Consider the following 22600-nt stretch of genomic DNA (forward strand, 5'->3'; position numbering starts at 1 on the left):
GCGTGCCCGTTCAGGCCAGTGTGGCTTCGAGGGTGATCGGGATGCCGACCAGCGCGCGCGAGACGGGGCACGTGCGCTTCGCCTCGTCCGCGAGACGCTGGAAGTCGTCCTCCGTCAGCCCGGGGACGGTCGCGGTGACCCGCAGCAGGCTGCCCGTGATGCCCTGCGCAGGGTCGAAGGTCACAGCGGCGGTGGTGCGGATGCTCTCGGGCGCGTTGCCGAACTGCGCGAGGACGTTCGAGAAGGCCATCGAGAAGCACGCCGCGTGCGCGGCTCCCAGCAGTTCCTCCGGCGTTGTCACCTCGGCGCCGCCCTCCGACCGCGCCTTCCAGTTGACCGCGAGCTCGGCCGCATGCGAGGAATCGAGCGTCACGTTTCCCGAGCCGTGGATGAGATCGCCGTTCCAGACGGTGGTGGATTCGCTGGTGACTGCCATAGGGGCCTCCTCGGACGTGCCGCCGCCGAGCGCGGGCGGGCCCGACCCACACTACTGACGGGGTCCGACACCGTCACCCGGTGCACGGGGGATTCCCGGCTGGAGGGGGACGACTGCGTCGGTCAGGCGGTCGCACGCCTCCGGATGAGCCGCGTACGCACCAGCAGGAGATAGAGCTGGCAGCCGAGGCAGTATCCGAACACCGAATTGAGGAAGGCGGCGACGAAAGCCAGTGCCGCCGCGATCGGCAGCGCGAGCGGAAGGCCCACGGCGAAGAGGAGCAGCCCGACGCCCGTCACCAGGAGCCCGACGCCCTGCGCGAAGGTCGGCGGCGCCGGGTCCTCGAGCTCGGCCGGGGGCGCGAGACGGGGCCGGACGACCGCGCGGAAGATCGCTCCGTACGGATGCCGCTGCACCCCGGCGAACGCGCCCCAGGCGAAGAGGAGGGCGATGGCGAGCAGCAGGAGTGCAGCGGCCGCCGTCGCTCCGACTAGCGAGAGGAAGAGGTCGACGAGCAGGAGCACCGCGGTGATCCCGGCGCCGAAACGCGGGGAGCGGGGGTCGATGCCCGCGGGTCGAGCGGAGGCGGACGGCGCGGTGGCCGGGTCAGGCTGAGACATGATGGCTCCCGAGGATGCGGTGGAGGGTGGTGCGGACCTCGTCCGCGCGAGGCGCGCCGCCGATCCGTGCGCGGATCGCGCCCGTGCCGTCGAGCACGAGGGTGGTCGGGGTCTGGAGGATGCGGAACCGGTCCGCGAGCTCCGGCCGGTCGGTGACATCCACCTCCACGTGGCGCACACCGTCGACGTCGTCGGCGACTGCGCCGAGTACCCGAGCGGTGCTGCGGCAGGGCGCGCAGAATTCGGTGGAGAACTGGAGCAGGGTGGCCCGGTCGCCGAACCCGCCGGCGCCGACGTCGGTCGCCTCGACCACTTCATCACCGTGGGTGGAGCGGGCACGCCCGGTCGTGGCACGCCAGGCCAGCCCCACCACCGTGGCGGCGGCGACCAGGGCGATCAGGATGCCGAGCGCTGCGAATCCATTCACAGCCGGGACGCTACGCGGGACTTATGCACAGCGCATCGAATGTGACATCGCGTGACGGCGACCCGATAGCCTGGTCGCATGCCAACCTCCGCCAACCCGTTCGGCCAGGTGCTCGTCGCCCTGGTCACACCGTTCACCGCCGACGGCGAAGTGGACTGGGCTGCGGTCGAGAAGCACATCGACGACGTCATCCAGGCGGGCGCAGACGGCATCGTGGTCACCGGAACCACCGGCGAGACGTCGACGCTGACCGACCCCGAGAAGCTGCGGCTCGTCGAGGTCGGCAAGTCGGTCGCGGACGGCCGGGCGAAGATCATCACCGGCGGCGGCTCGAACGAGACGGCGCACGCCATCCAGCTCTACAAGCAGAGCGAGAAGGCAGGCGCCGACGGCGTCATGGTCGTCACGCCGTACTACAACAAGCCCACGCAGGCGGGCATCCTGACCCACTTCCGGATGATCGCCGACGCCACCGACCTCCCGGTCATCCTGTACGACATCCCGGGCCGCACCGGTGTGCCCATCAAGTACGAGACCATCCTGCGTATCGCGAAGCACCCCAACGTGCTCGCGATCAAGGATGCGAAGGGCGACTTCAGCGAGGTCAGCCGGGTGCTCAACCAGACCGACCTCCTGTACTTCTCGGGCGACGACGCGAACGTGCTGCCGCACCTCGCGATCGGAGCCAGCGGGCTGATCGGCGTGACGGCGAACGTCGCCGCGCGGCCGTACCGGCAGATCGTCGACGCGGTCAATGCGGGAGACCTGGCCACGGCGACGGCCGCCCACATGAAGCTCGAGCCGCTGGTGCGCGCTGTGATGACGCACGTGCCGGGTACTGTGGCGGCCAAATACATCCTGCACGGCCTCGGCCGCATCTCCAGCCCGCGCGTGCGCCTGCCGCTCGTGGGGCCGGAGGAGTGGGAGGCCGCGCAGATCGAGGACGAGCTCGACCTCGTCAAAGACATCCCCGGCGTCGATTTCTCGAACTTCCGCCCTGACCGCAATGCGGCAGCAGGCGGAGCGCTCCCGAAGATCGCCGGGACCACACGCTGACGGGCCGCCAGAGCGGCGGCCGGAGACATCCGCGGGCGCGAGAAGCCCCGCACACGAACGACGAACTACAGAAAGAGGAGGGCACATGCCCAATCCCGTTTCCCCGCCACCCGCGCTCGAACCCGGCACGCTCCGCGTCATCCCGACCGGTGGACTCGGTGAGATCGGCCGCAACATGACGGTCTTCGAGTACGAGGGCAAGATCCTCATCGTCGACTGCGGCGTGCTCTTCCCCGAGCAGGACCAGCCCGGCGTCGACCTCATCCTCCCGGACTTCGCGCCGGTCCGCGATCGGCTCGACGACGTCGTGGGCGTGGTGCTCACGCACGGACACGAAGACCACATCGGTGCGGTCCCGTATCTGCTCAAGCTGCGGCGGGACATCCCGCTCATCGGTTCGGGACTGACCCTGGCCCTGGTGGAGGCGAAGCTCAAGGAGCACCGCATCCAGCCGTACTCGCTCACCGTCAAGGAGGGCCAGGTCGAGCAGCTCGGCCCGTTCTCGCTCGAATTCGTGGCCGTCAACCACTCCATCCCGGATGCACTGGCCGTCGCGATCACCACGCCTGCGGGCGTCGTGCTCCACACCGGCGACTTCAAGATGGACCAGCTGCCGCTCGACAACCGCCTCACCGACCTCCGCGCGTTCGCGCGACTCGGCGAGAAGGGGGTCGACCTGTTCCTCGCCGACTCCACCAACGCCGACGTGCCCGGCTTCACGCCGCTGGAGCGCTCCATCGGTCCCGTGCTCGACTCGGTGATCGCCCGGGCGCCGCGGCGCGTCATCGTCGCCAGCTTCTCGAGCCACGTGCACCGCGTGCAGCAGGTGCTCGACGCCGCCGCGGCGAACGGTCGCCGCGTCGCGCTGCTCGGCCGCTCCATGGTGCGGAACATGACCATCGCCGCCGACCTCGGCTACCTCAAGGTGCCGGAGGGTGTGCTGATCGACTACCGGAAGGCCTCCGACCTCCCCGACGATCAGATCGTCTACATGTCCACCGGCTCGCAGGGGGAGCCGATGGCCGTCCTCGCGCGCATGGCGAACATGGATCACCAGATCGAGGTGGGCGCCGGCGACACCGTCATCCTGGCCTCCAGCCTCATCCCGGGCAACGAGAACGCGGTCTACCGTGTGATCGACGGGCTCACGAAGCTGGGTGCCAACGTCGTCCACAAGGGCAACGCCAAGGTGCACGTCTCGGGCCACGCGGCCGCGGGCGAGCTGCTCTACTGCTACAACATCCTCAAGCCGAAGAACGTCATGCCGGTTCACGGCGAGTACCGGCACCTCGTGGCCAACGCGCGGCTGGCGATGGACACCGGCGTGCCCGAGAAGAACACGATCCTGGCCGAAGACGGCACGGTCATCGACCTGCGCGACGGTCTCGCGCGCGTCGTCGGCCAGCTCGACCTCGGGTTCGTGTACGTCGACGGTTCCAGCGTCGGCGAGATCACGGACGCCGACCTCAAGGACCGCCGAATCCTGGGCGAGGAAGGCTTCATCTCGATCATCGTCGTCGTGGAGGCCGCCAGCGGCCGGATCGTCACGGGTCCGGAGGTGCATGCGCGCGGGTTCGCAGAGGACGACGCGGTGTTCGACGCCGTGAAGCCCAAGATCGCGGCGGCGCTCGCCGAGGCGGCGCAGAGCGGGGTCCGCGATTCGCACGCGCTGTCGCAGGTCGTGCGCCGGACCGTCGGCCGCTGGGTGAACACCAGCTACCGGCGCCGGCCGATGATCGTTCCGCTCGTCATCGAGGCCTGACGTCGTCGTCGTGGGCCATCGTTACCCGCCCGAAACACGGCGGGGGGTAGCGTTCGTCCATGAACGCGTTCCGCATCCGTCCGGCGATCGGCGAGGACGCACGCGTCCTGGCCGACATGCTGGTCGAGGCGGCGAACTGGAATCCGGTCCTCGCCCGGAACCGCATGACGGTGCTCCAGGATCACGAAGTGAACCGGTATGTCGCCGGGTGGCAGCGACCGAGTGACTTCGGCTGCGTGGCGGAGGACTCCCACGGTGTCCCGGTGGGCGCCTCCTGGGCGCGGCTGTTCCCGGCGAACGCTCCGGGCCACGGATTCGTCGCCGTCGGCGTTCCGGAGCTCACGCTCGCGGTCTACCCCCAGTGGCGCGCCCTGGGTGCCGGTCGTGCGCTGTTGCGCGAGCTCGCGGCAGCGGCGGCGAGCCGGGGTCACGCCCGCCTCAGCCTGAGCGTGCAGCACGGCAACTTCGCTCAGCGCCTGTACGTGAGCGAGGCTTACGTGACCGTCGCCTCCCGGGAGGGCGCGGACACCATGGTTCGCACAGTCCGCTGACGGGCCGGATTTTCCACAACTCAGGCGCGGGAACCGTGCTCAGACGTGTGCACGACGTAGCGTTGTGCCCATGGCCACGAGCACCAAGTCGAATTCCCGCGCCGGAAACTCCGGCCGCGGCGGGTCGACCGCGCGCAAGCCGGCGTCGAAGACCGCGCAGCAGAAGACGGTCGCGTACCCGGCCGCCGACGCGGGGCCCAGTCCGCTCATCCGGGCATGGATGGGTCTTGCGCACCTCACCGGCGGCGCTTTCCGTGCCCTCGGGCCCGAGAAGCTGAGCAAAGAAGAGCGACGAGACGGCTTCCCGTTCTTCCTCGTGCTGCTGGCGATCGCGGGCGCGGTCGTCGAGTGGTTCCTCATCAACGACCAGGTCGCGCGGATGCTCGACGCGTGGAGCTTCGGGCTGCTCTTCGGCCGCGTGGCGTTCGCGCTTCCCATCGTCATGGTGCTGTTCGCCGCCTGGCTGTTCCGTCATCCCAGTTCGGTCCACGACAACACCCGCATCGGGATCGGCCTCAGCATCCTCCTGCTGATGGTGTCCGCGCTCTGCCACCTGTTCAGCCCTCATCCATCGCCGAGTGACGGCATGGCCGCCCTCGCCCAGGCGGGCGGCGTGCTCGGCTGGCTCATCGCGGCCCCGTTGACTTTCGTGATCACCCCCTACGGTGCGGGAGCGGTGATCATCCTGCTTCTCATCCTCAGCCTGTTCATCATCACGAAGACCCCGCCGAACAAGCTGCCCGAGCGCGTCCGCGAGCTGTACGCCTACCTCTTCGGCGCGCAGTTGCCGACGGTGGACGAGCGGCTGGAGGCGAAAGAGGCGGCCAAAGAGGCCAAGTCGAAGCAACTCGAACTCGACGGGATCGACGACGAGCCCGAGACCGAGGCGAACCTGCCGTGGTGGCGCCGGAACAAATCCCAGCGCGAGGAGGACCCGGACTACGAGGCGCCGCCCGTCGACGGTCTCACCGAGGTGTTCGGAAAGCCGCAGCGCGGCAAGGGCGAGTTCGACACCGCCCTCGAACCCGACCCGGCGAGCGATCACTACAACACCGAGGTGCTGAGCGAACTCGCCCACGCCGAGGACGCCCTGCAGCGGTTCACCGGGGAGCAGCCGCCGACCGCTGCTGCTCCGATGCCCCTGTCCGGTGGTGTGCCCGGCGGGGGAGCGGTGCTGCCCGGATTCCAGGCGGGGGCCGACGACTTCGACGAGGACGCCGCGGGTCCTCCCGCGCTGCCCCAGCCGGCGGCGCCGTACAACCTCCCGTCGGCCACCATGCTGTCCGCGGGAACTCCAGCGAAGACCCGGTCCGGCGCGAACGACGAGATCGTCGCCGCCATCACCGAAGTGCTCACCCAGTTCGGGGTCGACGCCAAGGTCACCGGGTACTCGCGCGGTCCGACGGTCACGCAGTACGAGATCGAGCTCGGTCCCGGCGTGAAGGTGGAGCGCGTGACGGCGCTCAGCAAGAACCTGTCGTACGCGGTCGCCAGCAACGAGGTCCGCATCCTCTCGCCCATTCCGGGCAAGAGCGCGATCGGCGTCGAGATCCCCAACTCCGACCGGGAGATCGTCTCGCTCGGCGACATCCTGCGTTCGCCCGCGGCGGTCAAGAGCACCCACCCGATGACCATCGGCGTCGGCAAGGACGTCGGCGGCGGTTTCGTCGTCGCGAACCTCGCCAAGATGCCGCACCTCCTGGTCGCCGGTTCCACCGGATCGGGCAAGTCGAGCTTCGTCAACTCGATGATCACGAGCCTGCTCATGAGGGCGAAGCCGTCCGAGGTGCGCATGGTGCTGATCGACCCGAAGCGGGTCGAGCTCACCATCTACGGCGGCGTCCCTCACCTCATCACGCCCATCATCACGAACCCGAAGAAGGCCGCCGAGGCCTTGCAGTGGGTCGTGAAAGAGATGGACATGCGGTACGACGACCTGGCGAGCTTCGGCTTCCGCCACATCGACGACTTCAACCGCGCCGTGGTCAACAACGAGATCGTCCTGCCCGCGGGCAGCGAGCGGACGCTCAAGCCGTACCCCTACCTGCTGGTGGTGGTGGATGAGCTGGCCGACCTGATGATGGTCGCCCCGCGGGACGTCGAGGACTCGATCGTCCGCATCACGCAGCTGGCGCGTGCGTCCGGCATCCACCTCGTCCTGGCGACCCAGCGTCCGTCGGTCGACGTGGTCACCGGCCTCATCAAGGCGAATGTGCCCTCCCGGCTGGCGTTCGCGGTCACCAGCGTCACCGATTCGCGCGTCATCCTCGACCAGCCGGGCGCCGACAAGCTCATCGGCCAGGGTGACGGACTCTTCCTGCCGATGGGCGCGTCCAAGGCCGTGCGCGTGCAGGGGGCGTGGGTCAACGAGGACGAGATCCAGAAAGTCGTCGAGCACGTCACCCGTCAGGCGCGTCCGGAGTACCGGCAGGATGTCACGGTCAGCGCCGAGCGCAAGCAGATCGACTCCGACATCGGCGACGATCTGGAGCTGCTGCTCGCGGCCGCGGAGCTCGTCGTGTCGTCCCAGTTCGGGTCGACGTCGATGCTGCAGCGCAAGCTGCGCGTCGGGTTCGCCAAGGCGGGCCGCCTGATGGACCTGCTCGAGTCTCGCGAGATCGTCGGGCCCTCCGAAGGCTCCAAAGCGCGCGATGTGCTGGCGACGGCCGAGCAGCTGCCGCAGGTCATCGCACGGCTGCGCGGCGAGGAGTCCCCGTCCGCTCCAGCCGCGGCACCCTCCGCTCCGGCGGCTGTGCCCGCGGCGACGGCTGCCACACCGATGGTCGACGCCGAAGACCGCTACGGGGTCGACCCCGTCGCGGAGATGACGGCGGGCTATCCTGAGGTCGAGGGCGACTCGGACGAGGACGCCTGGCAGCTGACCGACAGGGAGTGAAGACCGGGATGTCGGTGTCGGACACGCCCCCGCCCGCTGCGGCGGACGGCGAAGAGAAGCGCGCGGGTAACTGGAACCTGCCCAACGCGATCACGATCGTCCGCATCCTGCTCGCCCCACTGTTCGTCTGGATGCTGCTCGCCGACGACGGCCAGGACGGCTGGCTGCGCTGGGCGGCGGCCGTGCTGTTCATCCTCGCCATCGCGACCGACGGTGTCGACGGAGCGCTGGCGCGACGCAACGGCCAGGTCACCGATCTCGGGAAACTGCTCGACCCCATCGCCGACAAGGTGCTCACCGGCGGAGCGCTCATCGCGCTCTCCATCCTCGGCGAGCTGCCGTGGTGGGTGACCATCGTCATCCTGGTGCGCGAGATCGGCATCACCGTGTACCGCTTCGTCGTCATCCGTCAGGGAGTCATCGCGGCGTCCCGCGGCGGCAAGATCAAGACCATCGTGCAGTCGGTGGCGATCTCTCTTGCGCTCGTCCCGCTCTGGACCGTATTGGGCGACTGGGTCTTCTGGGTCAACGGCATCGTGATGACCGCAGCGGTCATCCTGACCGTCTGGACCGGCATCGACTACCTATGGCAGGCGTGGAAGGGGCGGAGGGCGAAGGGTGCCGTCGCCTGAGGCGCCGGAGACCGTCTCGGTGGTCCGTGCGCTCATCGATCGTGGCCTGACCATCGCGGCCGCCGAGTCGCTGACGGGCGGGCTCCTCACCGCCGAGCTGACCAGCGTGCCCGGCGCCTCCGCCGTGGTGCTCGGCGGCGCGGTCGTCTACGCCACCGAGCTCAAGCACACGCTGATCGGGGTGGATGCCGACCTCCTGGCCGCGGAAGGGCCGGTGCACCCGGAGGTCGCGCGCCAGCTCGCGGCGGGGGTGCGGACGCGCCTGGCGGTCGGCGGCCGGCCCGCCGACGTCGGCATCGCGACGACGGGTGTGGCCGGTCCCGACCCGCAGGGCGGCCGTCCTGTCGGCACGGTGTACGTCGGCATCTCGTCGCCGAACGGCACGCGCGCGATCGGTCTGGAGCTCGCTGGAGACCGCGATGCGATCCGGCGCCGGACGGTCGAGGAGGCCGTCCGCGCGCTCGCGATCGAGCTCGACATAACGGCTGGGTGAACATTCCCTGTTACCGCGGGAATACGGCGTGTTTCAGTCTGGTTACACCTGCTGCATTCACAAGAAAAGCCCAGTGGCCCTCGATATCGTGGAGCACAGGGATGCGGTACATTCGTATCCCATCGATACGTCGGCAGGGTAAGAAAGGGAGGCTCCGAATGATTCTTGTACGTCAGGAAATTGGCGACGTGCTCAGGGACTTCCGCCTGCAGAAGGGGCGTACGCTCCGCCAGGTCGCGAGCAAGGCCAGTGTGGCGCTCGGCTACCTGAGCGAGGTCGAGCGCGGCCAGAAAGAGGCGTCGAGCGAGATTCTCGCTTCCGTCGCAGATGCGCTCGAGACTCCGGTCTCCGTCATCATGCGCGAGGTCGGCGATCGCATCGCGGTGCTCGAGGGACTGGAGCCGGTGATTCCGGACACCGTCCCCGACGAGTTCGTCACCGCCCTCAACTCGGATCTGGTCGCCCGCTGATTCCGAATACTCTCGAGGACGCCCCGCGGTTCGCGGGGCGTCCTTCGTTTTCCATCCCGGTTATCTCGAAACAGGAACCATGAAGCTGAGCGAGTTCCAGCGCGCCGTCTCTGACGAGTTCGGTAGTTCATACGGTCAGACGCTGCTGACCGACCTCGTCCTCGGCGAACTCGGCGGCAGGACGGCGAACGAGGCCATCGCGGCCGGGCTCCCGCCGCGCGACGTCTGGATCGCCCTCTGCCGCGAGACGGGTGTGCCGTCGTCGCGCTGGTACGGCGCGGGCAAGCCGGCGCCCCAGCGCTAGGCGTCATTCCGTACCGGCAGGGTGTGCGACACGCCGGATTCGAACGCTCGAAGATATGTTCGGATCTGACTACACTTCTTCACAGCGGCAGTCGAAAACGGGTTGTCCACAGATCTCGCGTCCCGCGCTTCGAGTGTCGGACGTCGCTCCTAGAGTCGAACCGTACCGAAGCCAAGAAGGAGAACGCACATGCCATCACCCGCAGACCGCGAGAAGGCCCTCGAGACCGCGCTCGCGCAGATCGACCGTCAGTTCGGCAAGGGCTCGGTCATGCGACTGGGAAGCGACGAGCGCGCACCTGTCGAGGTCGTCCCCACGGGTTCGATCGCGCTCGACGTCGCGCTCGGCATCGGCGGTCTCCCGCGCGGCCGCATCATCGAGATCTACGGCCCGGAGTCGTCGGGTAAGACGACGCTGACGCTGCATGCCATCGCGAACGCACAGCGTGCCGGAGGCATCGCGGCCTTCATCGACGCCGAGCACGCGCTCGATCCGGAATACGCTCGCAAGCTCGGTGTCGACATCGACGCGCTCCTGGTGTCGCAGCCCGACACCGGTGAGCAGGCGCTCGAGATCGCCGACATGCTGGTGCGAAGCGGCTCCATCGACCTCATCGTCATCGACTCGGTGGCGGCCCTCGTGCCCCGTGCCGAGATCGAGGGTGAGATGGGCGACTCGCACGTCGGTCTTCAGGCCCGCCTCATGTCGCAGGCGCTCCGCAAGCTCACCGGTGGACTCAGCCAGACGAACACCACGATGATCTTCATCAACCAGCTGCGCGAGAAGATCGGTGTCTTCTTCGGCAGCCCCGAGACCACCGCAGGTGGCAAGGCGCTCAAGTTCTACGCTTCTGTGCGTCTCGACATCCGCCGGATCGAGACACTGAAGGACGGCACCGACGCAGTCGGCAACCGCACGCGCGTCAAGGTGGTCAAGAACAAGATGGCGCCGCCCTTCAAGCAGGCGGAGTTCGACATCCTGTACGGAGTGGGCATCTCTCGCGAGGGCAGCCTCCTCGACTTCGGCGTCGAGCACGCGATCGTCAAGAAGTCGGGTGCCTGGTACACCTACGAGGGCGACCAGCTGGGTCAGGGCAAGGAGAACTCGCGCAACTTCCTGATCGCCAACCCGGACGTCGCCGCCGAGATCGAGCAGAAGATCAAGATCAAGCTCGGCATCATGGCCGACCCGAATGCTGTGGCCGTGGAGCCGACCAACGTCGGGTCGATCGAAGACAAGCTGAAGGCCCGCAAGGGCGCCTGACCGTGACCGTCGCCTCCGAGGGGAGCTCTTCGTGGTGGTGAAGTTTCCGTCCTCGCCGGAAGGCGACTCGACCGGGGAGGAGCGGCTCGCTCCGGTGACGCAACTCCGCCGGGCGGCGCCCGCTCGCACACGAACGGGTGAGGATCACCCGTCGCGTCGGGCCGCTGCCCGCCCGGTGGTGGAGTTGCCGGGCGCGGCGTCGTCCGGGTCGGCGGCCGGTGCGGCAGCGACCGGGTCCGCGGAGAGCGGCTGGAACAACACCTGGGGTGCGGAGCCGCCCGCATCGGCTTCGAACGCTGCGGAGGATGTCGACGAAGAGACGGTCCGGCAGACGCGGAAGACCACGGGTGTGGCCATCCGGCAACTCGCTCGGCGCGGAATGTCGCGGTGGGAGCTGGAGCAGCTTCTGAACAAGCGCGAGATCGAGCCGGAGGTGTACGGGCCGGAGCTCGACCGGCTCCAGGCGATGGGCGTGATCGACGACGCATCGCTGGCGACCTCGCTGGCATTCACACAGCACAGCCGCAAGGGTCTCGGGCGGTCGGCGATCGAGCAGGAGCTCAAGCGCCGTCACATCGATCCCGTGCTCATCGAGACGGCCCTCGCCGACATCGGCGACGAGGACGAGCTGGAGCGTGCCACTGAACTCGCGATCAAGCGCGTCGGCCAGCTGTCGTCGTACGACGACGAGACGGCCCGGCGTCGCCTGCACGGCTTCCTCTCCCGCAAGGGGTACTCGTCGAGCGTGGTCCGTCAGGCTATGGACGCTGCGTTCGCGGGCAGGCGTTCCCGCGGCGGATCCGGCGTCCGGTTCCAGTAACCGAGCCGGCGGGGCTCCACTCGCATGTCGTCGCGCGAGCGGCGAGAAACGTAGACTTGTCGCCATCATGAGCATCCTGGAACAGCGCAGCGTCATCGAACCGTCCGAGGCGGCGGTCCGCGCCGACGGGCAGGCACGCACGTACGAGGTGCGCACGTTCGGCTGCCAGATGAACGTGCACGACTCCGAGCGGCTCAGCGGCTCGCTCGAGGCGGCCGGGTACGTACCGGCGAACGGCCAAGAAGCCGACATCGTCGTGATCAACACCTGCGCGGTACGCGAGAACGCCGACAACAAGCTGTACGGCAACCTCGGCCACCTCGCGAGCGTGAAGCGCCGGCACGAAGGGATGCAGATCGCGGTCGGCGGCTGCCTCGCCCAGAAGGACAAGAACGTCATCCTCGAGAAGGCGCCGTGGGTCGACGTCGTCTTCGGTACGCACAACATGGGCGCGCTGCCCAGCCTCCTCGAACGCGCACGCCACAACGACGCGGCCGAGATCGAGATCCTCGAGTCGCTCGAGACGTTCCCGTCGACGTTGCCCACCAAGCGCGACTCGTCCTACTCGGGCTGGGTCTCCATCTCGGTCGGGTGCAACAACACGTGCACCTTCTGCATCGTCCCGTCGCTCCGCGGCAAAGAGAAGGATCGGCGTCCGGGCGACATCCTCGCGGAGATCCAGGCGCTGGTCGACGACGGGGCCATCGAGGTGACGCTGCTCGGGCAGAACGTCAACTCGTACGGGGTCGAGTTCGGCGACCGCCAGGCGTTCAGCAAACTGCTGCGCGCCGCCGGTCAGATCGACGGGCTGGAGCGCATCCGCTTCACCAGCCCGCACCCGGCGGCATTCACCGACGACGTCATCGACGCGATGGCGGAGACGCCGAACGTGATGCCGCAGCTCCACATGCCGCTGCAGTCCGGTTCCGACCGCATCCTCCGCTCCATGCGTCGCTCGTACCGCTCGGAGAAGTTCCTCGGCATCCTGGACCGCGTCCGCGCCAAGCTGCCGGAGGCCGCCATCAGCACCGACATCATCGTGGGCTTCCCCGGAGAGACCGAAGAAGACTTCCAGGACACGCTGCGCGTCGTCGAAGCGGCGCGCTTCGCGTCCGCCTTCACGTTCCAGTACTCCATCCGTCCGGGCACCCCCGCCGCGACGATGGCGGACCAGGTGCCCAAGGCGGTCGTGCAGGACCGCTACGAGCGCCTCGCCGCCCTGCAGGAGCGGATCTCGTACGAAGAGAACCAGAAGCTCGTCGGCCGTGAGGTCGAGCTGCTCGTCGCGAACGGCGAGGGCCGCAAGGACGCGGACACGCACCGCCTGAGCGGCCGCGCGCGCGACAGCCGGCTCGTCCACTTCGAGGTGGCCGCCGGGTCCGAACTGCCCCGTCCGGGAGACGTGGTGACCGTCCGCGTCACCCAGGCGGCCCCGCACCACCTGATCGCCGACACCGACGGTGCGCCGCTTCGCATCCGGCGGACCCGCGCGGGAGAGGCATGGGATCGTGCGGAGGCCGAGTCCTGCGCTGTGCCCTCCCACGGCGACGCTGCCGCCGGCGGGGGAGCCGGTCGCGTCTCGCTCGGTCTTCCGTCCCTCCGCCCGCGCCAGCCCCTCACCTCGCCCGGCGTCGGCACGATGCCCATCTACGACCCGACGGACGGGCAGCGCTGAGCGCGACGCCCGCCGCGGCGCCGGGTCTGCCGCTCGTCGCGATCGTCGGCCCGACCGGAACCGGGAAGACGGACCTCTCCCTGGCCCTCGCCGAAGCCCTCCGCGCCCGCGGCCGCTCTGCCGAGATCGTCAACGCCGACGCCATGCAGCTGTACCGCGGGATGGACATCGGCACGGCGAAACTCAGCCCGGCCGACTGGCGCGGTATCCCACACCATCTGTTCGATGTGCTCGACGTCACCGAAGAGGCCGCGGTCGCGCGCTACCAGCCGGTCGCCCGTGACACCATCGCGGGCATCCTGAGCCGCGACGCCGTGCCGATTCTCGTCGGAGGCTCCGGCCTGTACGTCTCGAGCGTGCTCTTCGACCTGCGCTTCCCCGGCACGGACCCCGAACTCCGCGCGCGCCTCGAAGCCGAGCTGACCGAGCACGGGCCCGGGATGCTGTTCCAGCGCCTCGCCGAGCTCGACCCCGAGGCGGCGCGCCGCATCGGCTCCCGCAACGGCCGCCGCATCGTCCGGGCACTCGAAGTGGCCGAACTCACGGGGACCTCGGTGACCGGTTCGCTCCCCGACGAGCCGTCGCCGTGGCACGAGCCGACCGTGATCATCGGCCTGGCCGCCCCGCGGGAGGAACTGGTCGCACGCCTCGACACCCGGGTGGAGCGGATGTGGGCGGACGGCCTCCTCGCCGAGGCCACGGGTCTGATCCCGCGAGGCATCGATGACGGCGTCACCGCGCGGCGGGCCATCGGTTACGCGCAAGCGCTGGCCGAGTCCCGAGACGAGCTGACTCGCGCGGAGGCGATCGCGCAGACCCAGCAGCTGACGCGCCGCTACGCCCGGCGGCAGGTCAGCTGGTTCAATCGCTACCCGGGCATCCACTGGCTCGGGTACGACGACGCGAACCGGGTGGATGCGGCCCTCGCACTGGTCGACGCAGCTTCCGGTCCGGCTCGGGACGGCCGCCCGGATGGGGACACCAGCCCGGGTCGGTAGGCTGGCACGCATGGCGACCATCCACTTCACCAAGGGTGAAGGCACGGGCAACGACTTCGTGCTGTACTCCGACCCGGAGGGGCTGCTGCCGCTCACCGCTGCCCAGATCGCGGGCATCTGCGACCGCCACTTCGGTGTCGGCGCCGACGGCGTCATCCGTGCCGTCCGGTCCGCGCACCTGCCCGAGGGGGAGGCCGCCCTCGCTGAGGATGACGCCGCCGTCTGGTTCATGGACTATTACAACGCCGACGGATCGCCCGCCGAGATGTGCGGGAACGGCATCCGCGTGTACGTCCGCTACCTCCTGGAGACCGGCCTGGCCGAGCTGCCCGAGGGCGGGACGCTGGCGATCGGGACCCGCTCCGGCGTCCGCGACGTGCAGCGCAGCAGCACCGGATTCCAGGTCGACCTCGGCCGCTGGGACCTCGCCGGCGGCGAGCCACTGGTCCGTGCGAAGGAGCTGCCCGTCGCGCGTCCCGGTCTCGGCATCGACATGGGCAACCCGCACGTCGTGGTCGCGGTCGCCGACGACTCGGAGCTCGACTCCGCCGACCTCTCGTACATCCCGCACGTGGAGCCGGCCCCCGAGCACGGCGCGAACGTCGAGTTCGTCGTGCCGCACGAGCCGCTGGTGAAGGACGGCGTCGGCCGCATCCGGATGCGCGTGCACGAGCGCGGAAGCGGCGAGACCCTCTCCTGCGGCACGGGCGCCGCAGCGGCCGCCCTCGCGGTCCGCTACTGGGCAGGCGAGGGAGCCCCGAACCAGTGGCGCGTGGATGTGCCCGGCGGCACGGTCGGCGTCCGCATGTTCCCCACCCAGGACGGCGAGCACGTCGGCCTCTCCGGCCCCGCCACTCTCGTCTTCACCGGCACCCTGGACCTCTCCTGACCCCTCGGCTCGATTGGAGTCAGGGGTGCGAGCGGGAGCGGAGGACGCGGTAGCCCTTGGAGGTGGCGACGCGCGTCGTCGTCAGGTCCGGCAGCGTCGCCTGGATCCAGCGGTGGAGGGAGTCGCTGCCGAGATTCCGCTGGACGACGAGCCAGGCGTCCGATCCCGGCTCCAAGCGAGGCAGCCACCGCTCGAGGATGTCGTGCAGCTCGTTCTTCCCGACGCGGATCGGAGGGTTCGACCAGATCGTCGTGAACTGCACGTCGTCGGGAACATTATCGGGCGTCACCGGGTTTACATTGGTGAGGCCGAGCTTCTGCGCATTCCTGCGCACCACATCCAGCGCTCGGCTGTTGACGTCGACGGCCCAGACCGTCGCATGAGGGGATTCGAGAGCAAGTGTGAGAGCCAGCGGTCCCCAGCCGCAGCCCAGGTCGAGGAGATTCCCGCCGGGCGGCGCTGATGGGACATGGTCCAGCAACACTCTCGTACCCATGTCGATGCGCTCGGGGCTGAAAATCCCGTTGGCCGTCACCAGTTCGTACGTCTGCCCCGCCAGATGCGCGGTGAACGGCCGCAGATTGACTTCGCTCTCGGGCGCCGGGGAAAAGTAGTGATCTCCGCTGGCCATAACGAGACCGTACAGGACACGAACAAACTAGGGTTAACCCAGATCAGGGGAACTGAATGACTGATAAGACCGATATCCGCGACCACGACACCCGCGGCCACGACACCGACGACGTCGTCGCACGCGTGCTCGCGACCGAGCAGAACCGCGCGTCGGTGACGCTGTTCGGCGGCAGCACCGCATCCCGCGCCCAGGCGCTGCAGGCGGAGGGCACCGACGGCGGTGCGCAGGACGGCGAGCAGTTCGAGCGCGAGGAGCGCGCGGCGCTCCGCCGCGTGAAGGGCCTCTCCACCGAGCTGCAGGACGTCACCGAGGTCGAGTACCGGCAGCTGCGCCTCGAGAACGTGGTGCTGATCGGCGTGTACTCGCAGGGTTCGCTGCAGGATGCGGAGAACTCGATGCGCGAGCTGGCGGCACTCGCCGAGACCGCCGGTGCGGCGGTCCTCGACGGCCTGCTGCAGCGGCGACCGCATCCCGACGCCAGCACGTACCTCGGCCGCGGTAAGGCCGAGGAGCTCGCGGGCCTCGTCGCCGCTTTGGGCGCCGACACCGTGATCGCCGACACCGAGCTCGCTCCGAGCCAGCGCCGTGCGCTGGAGGACGTCGTGAAGGTGAAGGTGATCGACCGCACCGCGGTGATCCTCGACATCTTCAGCCAGCACGCCAAGAGCCGCGAGGGCAAGGCGCAGGTCGAGCTGGCCCAGCTCGAGTACCTGCTCCCGCGCCTCCGCGGCTGGGGTGAGTCGATGTCCCGCCAGGCCGGTGGCCAGGTGGGTGGCGCGGGCGCCGGTATGGGCTCGCGTGGTCCCGGTGAGACGAAGATCGAGCTGGACCGCCGCCGCATCCACACCCGCATGGCCCGCCTGCGCAAGCAGATCGCCGGCTTCAAGCCGGCTCGCGAGGCCAAGCGGGCGAACCGCAACCGCAACTCGGTGCCGTCGGTGGCGATCGCCGGCTACACCAACGCCGGCAAGTCCAGCCTGCTCAACCGCATCACCAAGGCGGGAGTGCTCGTCGAGAACGCGCTGTTCGCGACGCTGGATGCCACCGTGCGGCGATCGGTGACCGCCGACGGCCGCCTGTACACGCTGGCCGACACCGTCGGCTTCGTGCGGAACCTGCCGCACCAGCTGGTGGAGGCGTTCCGTTCGACGCTGGAGGAGGTCGCCGACTCCGACGTCATCGTCCACGTCGTCGACGGCTCGCACCCGGACCCGGCTTCGCAGCTGGCGACGGTCCGCGATGTCATCGGCGAGGTCGGTGCGCGTGGCATCCCGGAGATCGTGGTCTTCAACAAGGCCGACCTGATCCCCGCGGACGACCGTCTGGTGTTGCGCGGTCTCGAGCCGGGCGCCATCTTCGCCTCCGCCCGCACGGGCGAGGGGATCGACGAGGTGCTCGCCGCCATCGCGCGGTTGCTGCCCGACCCGTCCCTCGAGGTCGACCTCGTGGTGCCGTACGACCGTGGCGACCTCATCTCGGCTCTGCACGAGCGCGGCCGGGTGATCTCGACCGAGTATGTGGAGGAAGGGACGCGCGTGACCGCGCGGATCATGCCGGAGTACCACGCGGCATTCGAGCCGTTCGAGGTGGCGCCCACGGCGTGAGTGCCGGCCGCCTGCGACGGCGGACCGCTCCGGAAGGCCGGACGGATCGACTGTGTCGAAGCATGACGCAGACGATTCCGTCCGGCCTTCTGCGTTGCTAGATTGCCTTTCAACCGAAGCGGGCGATCCGCTGACGTGGTGCGACAGCCGAGCCCGGCACCCGCCCGTGAGAACCCACCTGTGCCGAGTGCGGCAGGCGGGGTGTCCCGTGCCGCTGTCCGACCATCCGAGGATCCCATGAGCTGTACCGAGTCCCGGTACTCCTTCGAGCTGTACCCGCCGCGCAACGAGCGCGCCGCGGCGGCGCTCCCCGCGACGATCGACCGTCTCGCCGCCGTGCGCCCGGACTTCATCTCGGTGACCTTCGGCGCGGGCGGCTCCTCCCGCTCGGCCTCCCTTGACGTGCTCCGCTACATCCTGGAGCACACGGACATCAGCCCGATGGCGCACCTGACCTGCGTCGGGTCGTCGCACGAGGAGGCGAACCGCCTCATCCGCGAGTTCCTGGATGCCGGGGTGCGCCGCTTCCTCGCCGTCCGCGGCGACCCGCCGGCGGGGCTGGCCGAGGGCGAGGACCCGATCGGCGACATCCGCACGACCGCAGAACTCGTGCAACTCATCCACCGCGTCCAGGCCGAGCGCGTGCCCTACGGCGAGCTGACGGTGCCCGAGCTGCACGCCCAGGCCGTGCTCGAGCACCGCGAGCACGTGCAGATCGCCGTCGCGGCGTTCCCCAACGGCCACCCGTCGTCGCGCTCCGTCTCGCAGGACATCGACGCCCTGCTCGCCAAGCAGGCGGCGGGCGCGAACCTCGGGATCACGCAGCTGTTCTTCCACGCCGAGGACTACCTCCACTTCGCCCAGCGCGCCGCCGAGGCGGGAGTGGCGTTCCCCATCCTGCCCGGCATCATGCCCGTCACCAGCCCGGCCCGTCTGAAGCGGATGCTGGAGCTGAGCGGCGAAGACCTGCCCAGCGACCTCGCCATCGAGCTGGAGGTCGAACCGACCGACGAGGGCCGCCGCGAGATCGGGATCGACTGGGCGGCCCGGCTCGCCCAGCGCCTGCTCGACGGCGGCGCGCCCGGCATCCACCTCTACACGTTCAACCAGCACGAGGCCGTTCTCTCCGTGCTGGACCGGATCGGCGCCCTGCCGGCCGGCCACCGCGACCGCCCCACCACCGAGAAGGAACCAGCATGACCGACACCACTGCGCGCCCCGCCTTCCCCGCAGGCACGATCATCGGCTACCCGCGAATCGGGCGCCGCCGCGAACTCAAGAAGGCCGTCGAGGCGTTCTGGGCCGGCAGCATCAGCGCGGACGAGTTGGAGGCGACGGCCGCCGACCTGCGCGCCGCCACCCGCGAGCGACTCGCCTCGCTCGGCCTCGGCCGCACCGACGCCTCCATCCCGGAGAGCTTCAGCTACTACGACCAGGTGCTGGATGCCGCGGTCGCGGTCGGCGCCGTGCCCTCGCGGTTCGCTGCACTCGCCGCTGCGGACGGTTCCGTCGACCTGGCAGGCTACTTCACGATCGCCCGGGGCGAGGGCGAGAACGCTCCGCTCGAGATGACCAAGTGGTTCGACTCCAACTACCACTACCTGGTGCCGGAGATCGGGCCGGAGACGGACTTCCGTCTCGCCTCCGACCGCATCGTGCGCGAGTTCGAGGAGGCCCGCGCGGCCGGGTTCGTCACCCGCCCGGTTCTCGTGGGCCCGGTGACCTTCCTGCTGCTGAGCAAGCCGAGCGACGACGCCCCCGAGGGCTTCCGCCCGATCTCGCGCCTGGCCGACCTGCTCCCGGTGTACCGCGAACTCCTGGCCCGCCTGGCGGCCGCGGGCGCGCCGTGGGTGCAGCTCGACGAACCTGCGCTGGTCAGCGAGAGCATCGACGAGCCGCGGGATGCTGTGCTCGCCGCGGTCCGCACCGCCTACGACGACCTGGGGGCCGCGTCCGACCGTCCGGCGATCTTCGTCGCAGCGCCGTACGGCAGCCTCGACGACGCTCTCGCGCCACTCGTGGCCACCCCGGTGGAGGCGGTCTCGCTCGACCTGGTGCGCGGTTCCGTCCCGACGGGCCTGGATGCCGCCACGGCGTCCGCGCTGGCGCAGAAGACCGTGGTCGGCGGCGTGATCGACGGCCACAACATCTGGCGCGGTGACCTGGAGGCGGCCTTCGGCACGCTCACCCAGCTCCTCTCGCTCAGCCCCGACGTCGCCGTCTCGACCTCGACCTCGCTGCTGCACGTCCCGCACGACGTGGACGACGAGCCGGAGCTCGACGCACGTCTGAAGACCTGGCTGGCCTTCGCCGACCAGAAGGTCGCGCAGGTCGCCGTGCTCGCCCGCGGCATCGTGGACGGCCACGAGGCGATCCAGGAGGACCTCAGCGCAGCGACGGCCGCTCTCGCCGACCGGGCCTCGGCGCCCGGGGTGCGCGTGCCCGCGGTCCGCGAGCGCGAGGCGGCGCTGACCCGCGCCGACTTCCGCCGCGGGGACTACGACGCCCGCCTCGTCGCCCAGGAAGAGTCGCTCGGCCTGCCGTTCCTCCCCACCACCACCATCGGTTCGTTCCCCCAGACGGCCGACATCCGCCGCTCGCGGGCACAGTTCGCCAAGGGCCTGATCACCGAGGCGGAGTACCTGGGGCGGATGCGCGACGAGATCAAGCGCGTCGTCGACCTCCAGGAGGAGATCGGGATCGACGTCATCGTCCACGGCGAGCCCGAGCGCAACGACATGGTGCAGTACTTCGCCGAGAACCTCGACGGCTTCGCGGTCACCCAGAACGGGTGGGTGCAGTCGTACGGTTCGCGCTGCACGCGTCCGTCCATCCTCTGGGGCGACGTGTCGCGTCCCGCGCCGATCACGGTCGACTGGTCGTCGTACACGCAGAGCCTCACCGAGAAGCCGGTGAAGGGGATGCTGACGGGCCCGGTCACCATCCTGGCCTGGTCGTTCGTCCGTGACGACCAGCCGCTCGGCGAGACCGCCCGGCAGGTGGCGCTGGCGCTGCGCGACGAGATCGCCGACCTCGAAGAGGCGGGCATCCGCGTGGTCCAGGTCGACGAGCCGGCGCTGCGGGAGCTGCTGCCGCTGAAGAAGGCGGCTCAGGACGACTACCTCGAGTGGTCGGTCGGCTCGTTCCGCCTGGCGACCTCCGGCGTCGGGGACGCGACGCAGATCCACACGCACCTCTGCTACTCGGAGTTCGGCGTGGTGATCGACGCGATCCGCAACCTCGACGCGGACGTCACGAGCATCGAGGCGGCGCGCAGCCGGATGGAGGTCGTCCACGACATCCAGAGCTCCGGCTTCGAGCACGGCATCGGGCCGGGCGTGTACGACATCCACTCGCCGCGCGTGCCGTCGGTCGCCGAGGTCACCGAGCTGCTGGAAACGGCGCTGGACGCCATCCCGGGCCGTCAGCTGTGGGTCAACCCGGACTGCGGGCTGAAGACGCGCGGCTACGACGAGACCGTCGCGTCGCTGAAGAACATCATCGAGGCGACGCGGGGCGTCCGGGAGCGGGCTTCCGTCACCGCCTGAGGCTATCACCGTTCGGTTCTGGTCTGGTCGGCCCCGGTTCGCGCACTGCGAACCGGGGCCGTTCCGCTGCGGGCGCCGTGTGAGGATGAGCGCATGGTGGGGCTGCGTTCATGGTGAGGCTGCGTTCATGGTGAGGATGGTCTCGTGGTGAGGATGGCGGACGACGACTTCGAGCGGATGGTCGGAGACATCTTCGACGCGCTGCCCGACGACATGGTCGGGCCGCTGGAGAACGTTGCGATCCTGATCGAGGATCAGCCGCCGGGCGCACGGCCGCGGCTCTTCGGGCTGTACAGCGGACGGCCGCTGACCCGGCGGGGCGTGTATGGCTTCGGCGAGCTGCCCGACCGCATCACGCTGTTCCGGAACAATCTGGAGGCGTCGGCGGCGACCGACGAGGAGCTGCGCGCGCGCGTGCGCATCACGCTCGTGCACGAGATCGGGCACTACTTCGGCCTCAGCGACGAGCGGCTGCGGGAGCTCGGCTGGGCCTGACCGTCCGTCGTCGGGCGTCCCTGCTCCTGCAATTTGGCGCAAATCGTGGTTATGCGGCGGCGATAGCCACGATTTGGCGCAAATCGTTCGACAGGACGGACGGCGCGGGTCGGACGGGACGGGTCAGACGGCGCGGAGGACCGCGACGACCTTGCCGAGCACCGTGGCGAAATCGCCGAGGATCGGCTCGAAGTTGGTGTTGCGGGGCAGCAGCCACGTGTGTCCGTCGCGCTGGCGGAAGACCTTCACCGTGGCTTCCTCGTCCAGCATCGCGGCCACGATGTCGCCGTTCTCCGCGGTGTTCTGCGCCCGGATGACGACCCAGTCCCCGTCGCAGATGGCCGCATCGATCATGGATTCGCCGACGACCTTGAGCATGAACAGCTCGCCGTTGCCGACCAGCTGGCGGGGGAGCGGGAAGACCTCGTCGACCTGCTGCTCGGCCGTGATCGGGATTCCGGCCGCGATCCGGCCGACCAACGGCACCATCGCCGCGTCGCCCACCGGCGTCTGGTTCTCGTAGTCGGGAGTCGCGGACTGCGACGGCAGGTCGATGAGGATCTCGAGCGCACGCGGACGGTTCGGGTCACGGCGCAGGTAGCCGCTCAGCTCGAGCTGGTTCAGCTGGTGCGTCACGGAGGAGAGGGAGGAGAGGCCCACTGCGTCGCCGATCTCGCGCATGCTCGGCGGATAGCCGCGCTGGCTGACGGAGCGCTGGATGACATCCAGGATCGCCAGCTGCTTGTCGCTCAGGTTCTTGCGGCGGCGAGTGCCTCCACGGGCCTGGTTGTCGTTCGACACGGGCGTCCTCTCCTGGCCTGGGCCGTCCGCCGGGATGCGTTCGCGGTGCTCTGCGTTCACTGTCCGGCAGGAATGTCGGTGGTACCTGATCTGATGTCCTCAGACAGTCGAAACTGTATCCGCGTCAGAAGGGGAAGACAAACATGTGTTCGAGTGTGTCGCGAACTTCATCGGCAAATTCCCCTGTTACGCACGGCTTGCGGATCCAGACATTCGAAGATACATT

General features: G+C 69.4%; 22 protein-coding genes. 17 read left to right on the forward strand and 5 right to left on the reverse strand.

Annotated elements, in window-relative coordinates; translation table 11 throughout:
• Positions 1-10: 10 nt before the first annotated feature.
• From P3F85_RS05125 to P3F85_RS05135, 3 genes are all read right to left on the reverse strand, one after another.
• Positions 11-436, reverse strand: a complete 426-nt coding sequence (locus P3F85_RS05125; RefSeq protein WP_374010170.1) for an OsmC family peroxiredoxin — start codon at positions 434-436, stop codon at positions 11-13.
• 122 nt (positions 437-558) lie between these two features.
• Positions 559-1056 (reverse strand): DUF4395 domain-containing protein, encoded by a 498-nt coding sequence (locus tag P3F85_RS05130; protein WP_374010171.1) that lies wholly within the window; start codon positions 1054-1056, stop codon positions 559-561.
• The gene (locus P3F85_RS05135; protein ID WP_374010172.1) at positions 1043-1483 is read right to left on the reverse strand and encodes a TlpA family protein disulfide reductase; all 441 of its coding nucleotides are present in this window, start codon (positions 1481-1483) and stop codon (positions 1043-1045) included. Before P3F85_RS05135 ends, P3F85_RS05130 begins: the two co-directional genes overlap by 14 nt.
• Positions 1484-1561: 78 nt before the next feature.
• Here P3F85_RS05135 and dapA point away from each other — a divergent pair, with 78 nt between their 5' ends.
• From dapA to dapF, 13 genes are all read left to right on the forward strand, one after another.
• A complete protein-coding gene (gene dapA, locus P3F85_RS05140; RefSeq protein ID WP_374010173.1) occupies positions 1562-2539 on the forward strand; it encodes a 4-hydroxy-tetrahydrodipicolinate synthase in 978 nt (325 codons plus the stop codon).
• An 85-nt stretch (positions 2540-2624) separates the two neighbouring features.
• Complete coding sequence (locus tag P3F85_RS05145; protein WP_374010174.1) at positions 2625-4301, forward strand: ribonuclease J; 1677 nt, start codon at positions 2625-2627, stop codon at positions 4299-4301.
• 59 nt (positions 4302-4360) lie between these two features.
• Positions 4361-4852 (forward strand): GNAT family N-acetyltransferase, encoded by a 492-nt coding sequence (locus P3F85_RS05150; RefSeq protein ID WP_374010175.1) that lies wholly within the window; start codon positions 4361-4363, stop codon positions 4850-4852.
• A 70-nt stretch (positions 4853-4922) separates the two neighbouring features.
• Positions 4923-7748 carry a DNA translocase FtsK 4TM domain-containing protein gene (locus P3F85_RS05155; RefSeq protein WP_374010176.1) on the forward strand — a complete coding sequence of 942 codons (2826 nt, stop codon included), beginning with the start codon at positions 4923-4925 and terminating at the stop codon, positions 7746-7748.
• An 8-nt stretch (positions 7749-7756) separates the two neighbouring features.
• On the forward strand, positions 7757-8380 hold the full coding sequence (gene pgsA / locus P3F85_RS05160; protein ID WP_374010177.1) for a CDP-diacylglycerol--glycerol-3-phosphate 3-phosphatidyltransferase: 624 nt from the start codon (positions 7757-7759) through the stop codon (positions 8378-8380).
• Positions 8367-8873 (forward strand): CinA family protein, encoded by a 507-nt coding sequence (locus P3F85_RS05165; protein WP_374010178.1) that lies wholly within the window; start codon positions 8367-8369, stop codon positions 8871-8873. The genes pgsA and P3F85_RS05165 overlap by 14 nt, the downstream gene beginning before the upstream one ends.
• Before the next feature lie 158 nt (positions 8874-9031).
• Positions 9032-9343 carry a helix-turn-helix domain-containing protein gene (locus P3F85_RS05170; protein ID WP_374010179.1) on the forward strand — a complete coding sequence of 104 codons (312 nt, stop codon included), beginning with the start codon at positions 9032-9034 and terminating at the stop codon, positions 9341-9343.
• Positions 9344-9422: 79 nt separating this feature from the next.
• The gene (locus P3F85_RS05175; RefSeq protein WP_374010180.1) at positions 9423-9647 is read left to right on the forward strand and encodes a DUF3046 domain-containing protein; all 225 of its coding nucleotides are present in this window, start codon (positions 9423-9425) and stop codon (positions 9645-9647) included.
• Positions 9648-9836: 189 nt separating this feature from the next.
• On the forward strand, positions 9837-10910 hold the full coding sequence (gene recA / locus P3F85_RS05180; RefSeq protein ID WP_374010181.1) for a recombinase RecA: 1074 nt from the start codon (positions 9837-9839) through the stop codon (positions 10908-10910).
• Positions 10911-10941: 31 nt separating this feature from the next.
• Complete coding sequence (locus P3F85_RS05185; RefSeq protein WP_374010182.1) at positions 10942-11730, forward strand: regulatory protein RecX; 789 nt, start codon at positions 10942-10944, stop codon at positions 11728-11730.
• A gap of 67 nt (positions 11731-11797) precedes the next feature.
• Positions 11798-13405 (forward strand): tRNA (N6-isopentenyl adenosine(37)-C2)-methylthiotransferase MiaB, encoded by a 1608-nt coding sequence (gene miaB, locus P3F85_RS05190; protein WP_374010183.1) that lies wholly within the window; start codon positions 11798-11800, stop codon positions 13403-13405.
• A 26-nt stretch (positions 13406-13431) separates the two neighbouring features.
• Positions 13432-14403, forward strand: coding sequence for a tRNA (adenosine(37)-N6)-dimethylallyltransferase MiaA (gene miaA / locus P3F85_RS05195; protein WP_374011000.1), 972 nt, complete (start codon positions 13432-13434; stop codon positions 14401-14403).
• Positions 14404-14413: 10 nt separating this feature from the next.
• Complete coding sequence (gene dapF / locus P3F85_RS05200) at positions 14414-15292, forward strand: diaminopimelate epimerase (protein WP_374010184.1); 879 nt, start codon at positions 14414-14416, stop codon at positions 15290-15292.
• A gap of 19 nt (positions 15293-15311) precedes the next feature.
• Here dapF and P3F85_RS05205 read toward each other — a convergent pair whose 3' ends face one another.
• Positions 15312-15923: a class I SAM-dependent methyltransferase gene (locus P3F85_RS05205; RefSeq protein ID WP_374010185.1), complete on the reverse strand. Its 612-nt coding sequence runs from the start codon at positions 15921-15923 to the stop codon at positions 15312-15314.
• A gap of 56 nt (positions 15924-15979) precedes the next feature.
• Between P3F85_RS05205 and hflX the strand changes: the two genes are divergently transcribed.
• From hflX to P3F85_RS05225, 4 genes are all read left to right on the forward strand, one after another.
• Positions 15980-17530, forward strand: coding sequence for a GTPase HflX (gene hflX, locus P3F85_RS05210; protein WP_374010186.1), 1551 nt, complete (start codon positions 15980-15982; stop codon positions 17528-17530).
• Positions 17531-17767: 237 nt separating this feature from the next.
• Positions 17768-18730: a methylenetetrahydrofolate reductase gene (locus P3F85_RS05215; protein ID WP_374010187.1), complete on the forward strand. Its 963-nt coding sequence runs from the start codon at positions 17768-17770 to the stop codon at positions 18728-18730.
• The gene (gene metE, locus P3F85_RS05220) at positions 18727-21078 is read left to right on the forward strand and encodes a 5-methyltetrahydropteroyltriglutamate--homocysteine S-methyltransferase (RefSeq protein ID WP_374010188.1); all 2352 of its coding nucleotides are present in this window, start codon (positions 18727-18729) and stop codon (positions 21076-21078) included. The genes P3F85_RS05215 and metE overlap by 4 nt, the downstream gene beginning before the upstream one ends.
• Positions 21079-21222: 144 nt before the next feature.
• A complete protein-coding gene (locus P3F85_RS05225; RefSeq protein ID WP_374010189.1) occupies positions 21223-21573 on the forward strand; it encodes a metallopeptidase family protein in 351 nt (116 codons plus the stop codon).
• A gap of 123 nt (positions 21574-21696) precedes the next feature.
• On the opposite strand, the gene lexA is transcribed toward P3F85_RS05225, so the two are convergent.
• A complete protein-coding gene (gene lexA / locus P3F85_RS05230; RefSeq protein ID WP_374010190.1) occupies positions 21697-22374 on the reverse strand; it encodes a transcriptional repressor LexA in 678 nt (225 codons plus the stop codon).
• Between the last annotated feature and the right edge of the window lie 226 nt (positions 22375-22600).

This window comes from Leifsonia sp. T36S-04 (genome assembly GCF_042465655.1).
In the GTDB taxonomy this organism is placed as follows: domain Bacteria; phylum Actinomycetota; class Actinomycetes; order Actinomycetales; family Microbacteriaceae; genus Leifsonia.

Bases quoted from the DNA above. Each gene is read 5' to 3' on its own strand.
- miaB (WP_374010183.1), top strand. From the start codon at position 11,798: ATGAGCATCCTGGAACAGCGCAGCGTCATCGAACCGTCCGAGGCGGCG.
- P3F85_RS05145 (WP_374010174.1), top strand. From the start codon at position 2,625: ATGCCCAATCCCGTTTCCCCGCCACCCGCGCTCGAACCCGGCACGCTC.
- P3F85_RS05170 (WP_374010179.1), top strand. From the start codon at position 9,032: ATGATTCTTGTACGTCAGGAAATTGGCGACGTGCTCAGGGACTTCCGC.
- P3F85_RS05130 (WP_374010171.1), bottom strand. From the start codon at position 1,056: ATGTCTCAGCCTGACCCGGCCACCGCGCCGTCCGCCTCCGCTCGACCC.
- P3F85_RS05150 (WP_374010175.1), top strand. From the start codon at position 4,361: ATGAACGCGTTCCGCATCCGTCCGGCGATCGGCGAGGACGCACGCGTC.
- dapA (WP_374010173.1), top strand. From the start codon at position 1,562: ATGCCAACCTCCGCCAACCCGTTCGGCCAGGTGCTCGTCGCCCTGGTC.
- pgsA (WP_374010177.1), top strand. From the start codon at position 7,757: ATGTCGGTGTCGGACACGCCCCCGCCCGCTGCGGCGGACGGCGAAGAG.
- P3F85_RS05125 (WP_374010170.1), bottom strand. From the start codon at position 436: ATGGCAGTCACCAGCGAATCCACCACCGTCTGGAACGGCGATCTCATC.
- recA (WP_374010181.1), top strand. From the start codon at position 9,837: ATGCCATCACCCGCAGACCGCGAGAAGGCCCTCGAGACCGCGCTCGCG.
- dapF (WP_374010184.1), top strand. From the start codon at position 14,414: ATGGCGACCATCCACTTCACCAAGGGTGAAGGCACGGGCAACGACTTC.
- P3F85_RS05175 (WP_374010180.1), top strand. From the start codon at position 9,423: ATGAAGCTGAGCGAGTTCCAGCGCGCCGTCTCTGACGAGTTCGGTAGT.
- P3F85_RS05215 (WP_374010187.1), top strand. From the start codon at position 17,768: ATGAGCTGTACCGAGTCCCGGTACTCCTTCGAGCTGTACCCGCCGCGC.
- P3F85_RS05205 (WP_374010185.1), bottom strand. From the start codon at position 15,923: ATGGCCAGCGGAGATCACTACTTTTCCCCGGCGCCCGAGAGCGAAGTC.
- hflX (WP_374010186.1), top strand. From the start codon at position 15,980: ATGACTGATAAGACCGATATCCGCGACCACGACACCCGCGGCCACGAC.
- P3F85_RS05155 (WP_374010176.1), top strand. From the start codon at position 4,923: ATGGCCACGAGCACCAAGTCGAATTCCCGCGCCGGAAACTCCGGCCGC.
- metE (WP_374010188.1), top strand. From the start codon at position 18,727: ATGACCGACACCACTGCGCGCCCCGCCTTCCCCGCAGGCACGATCATC.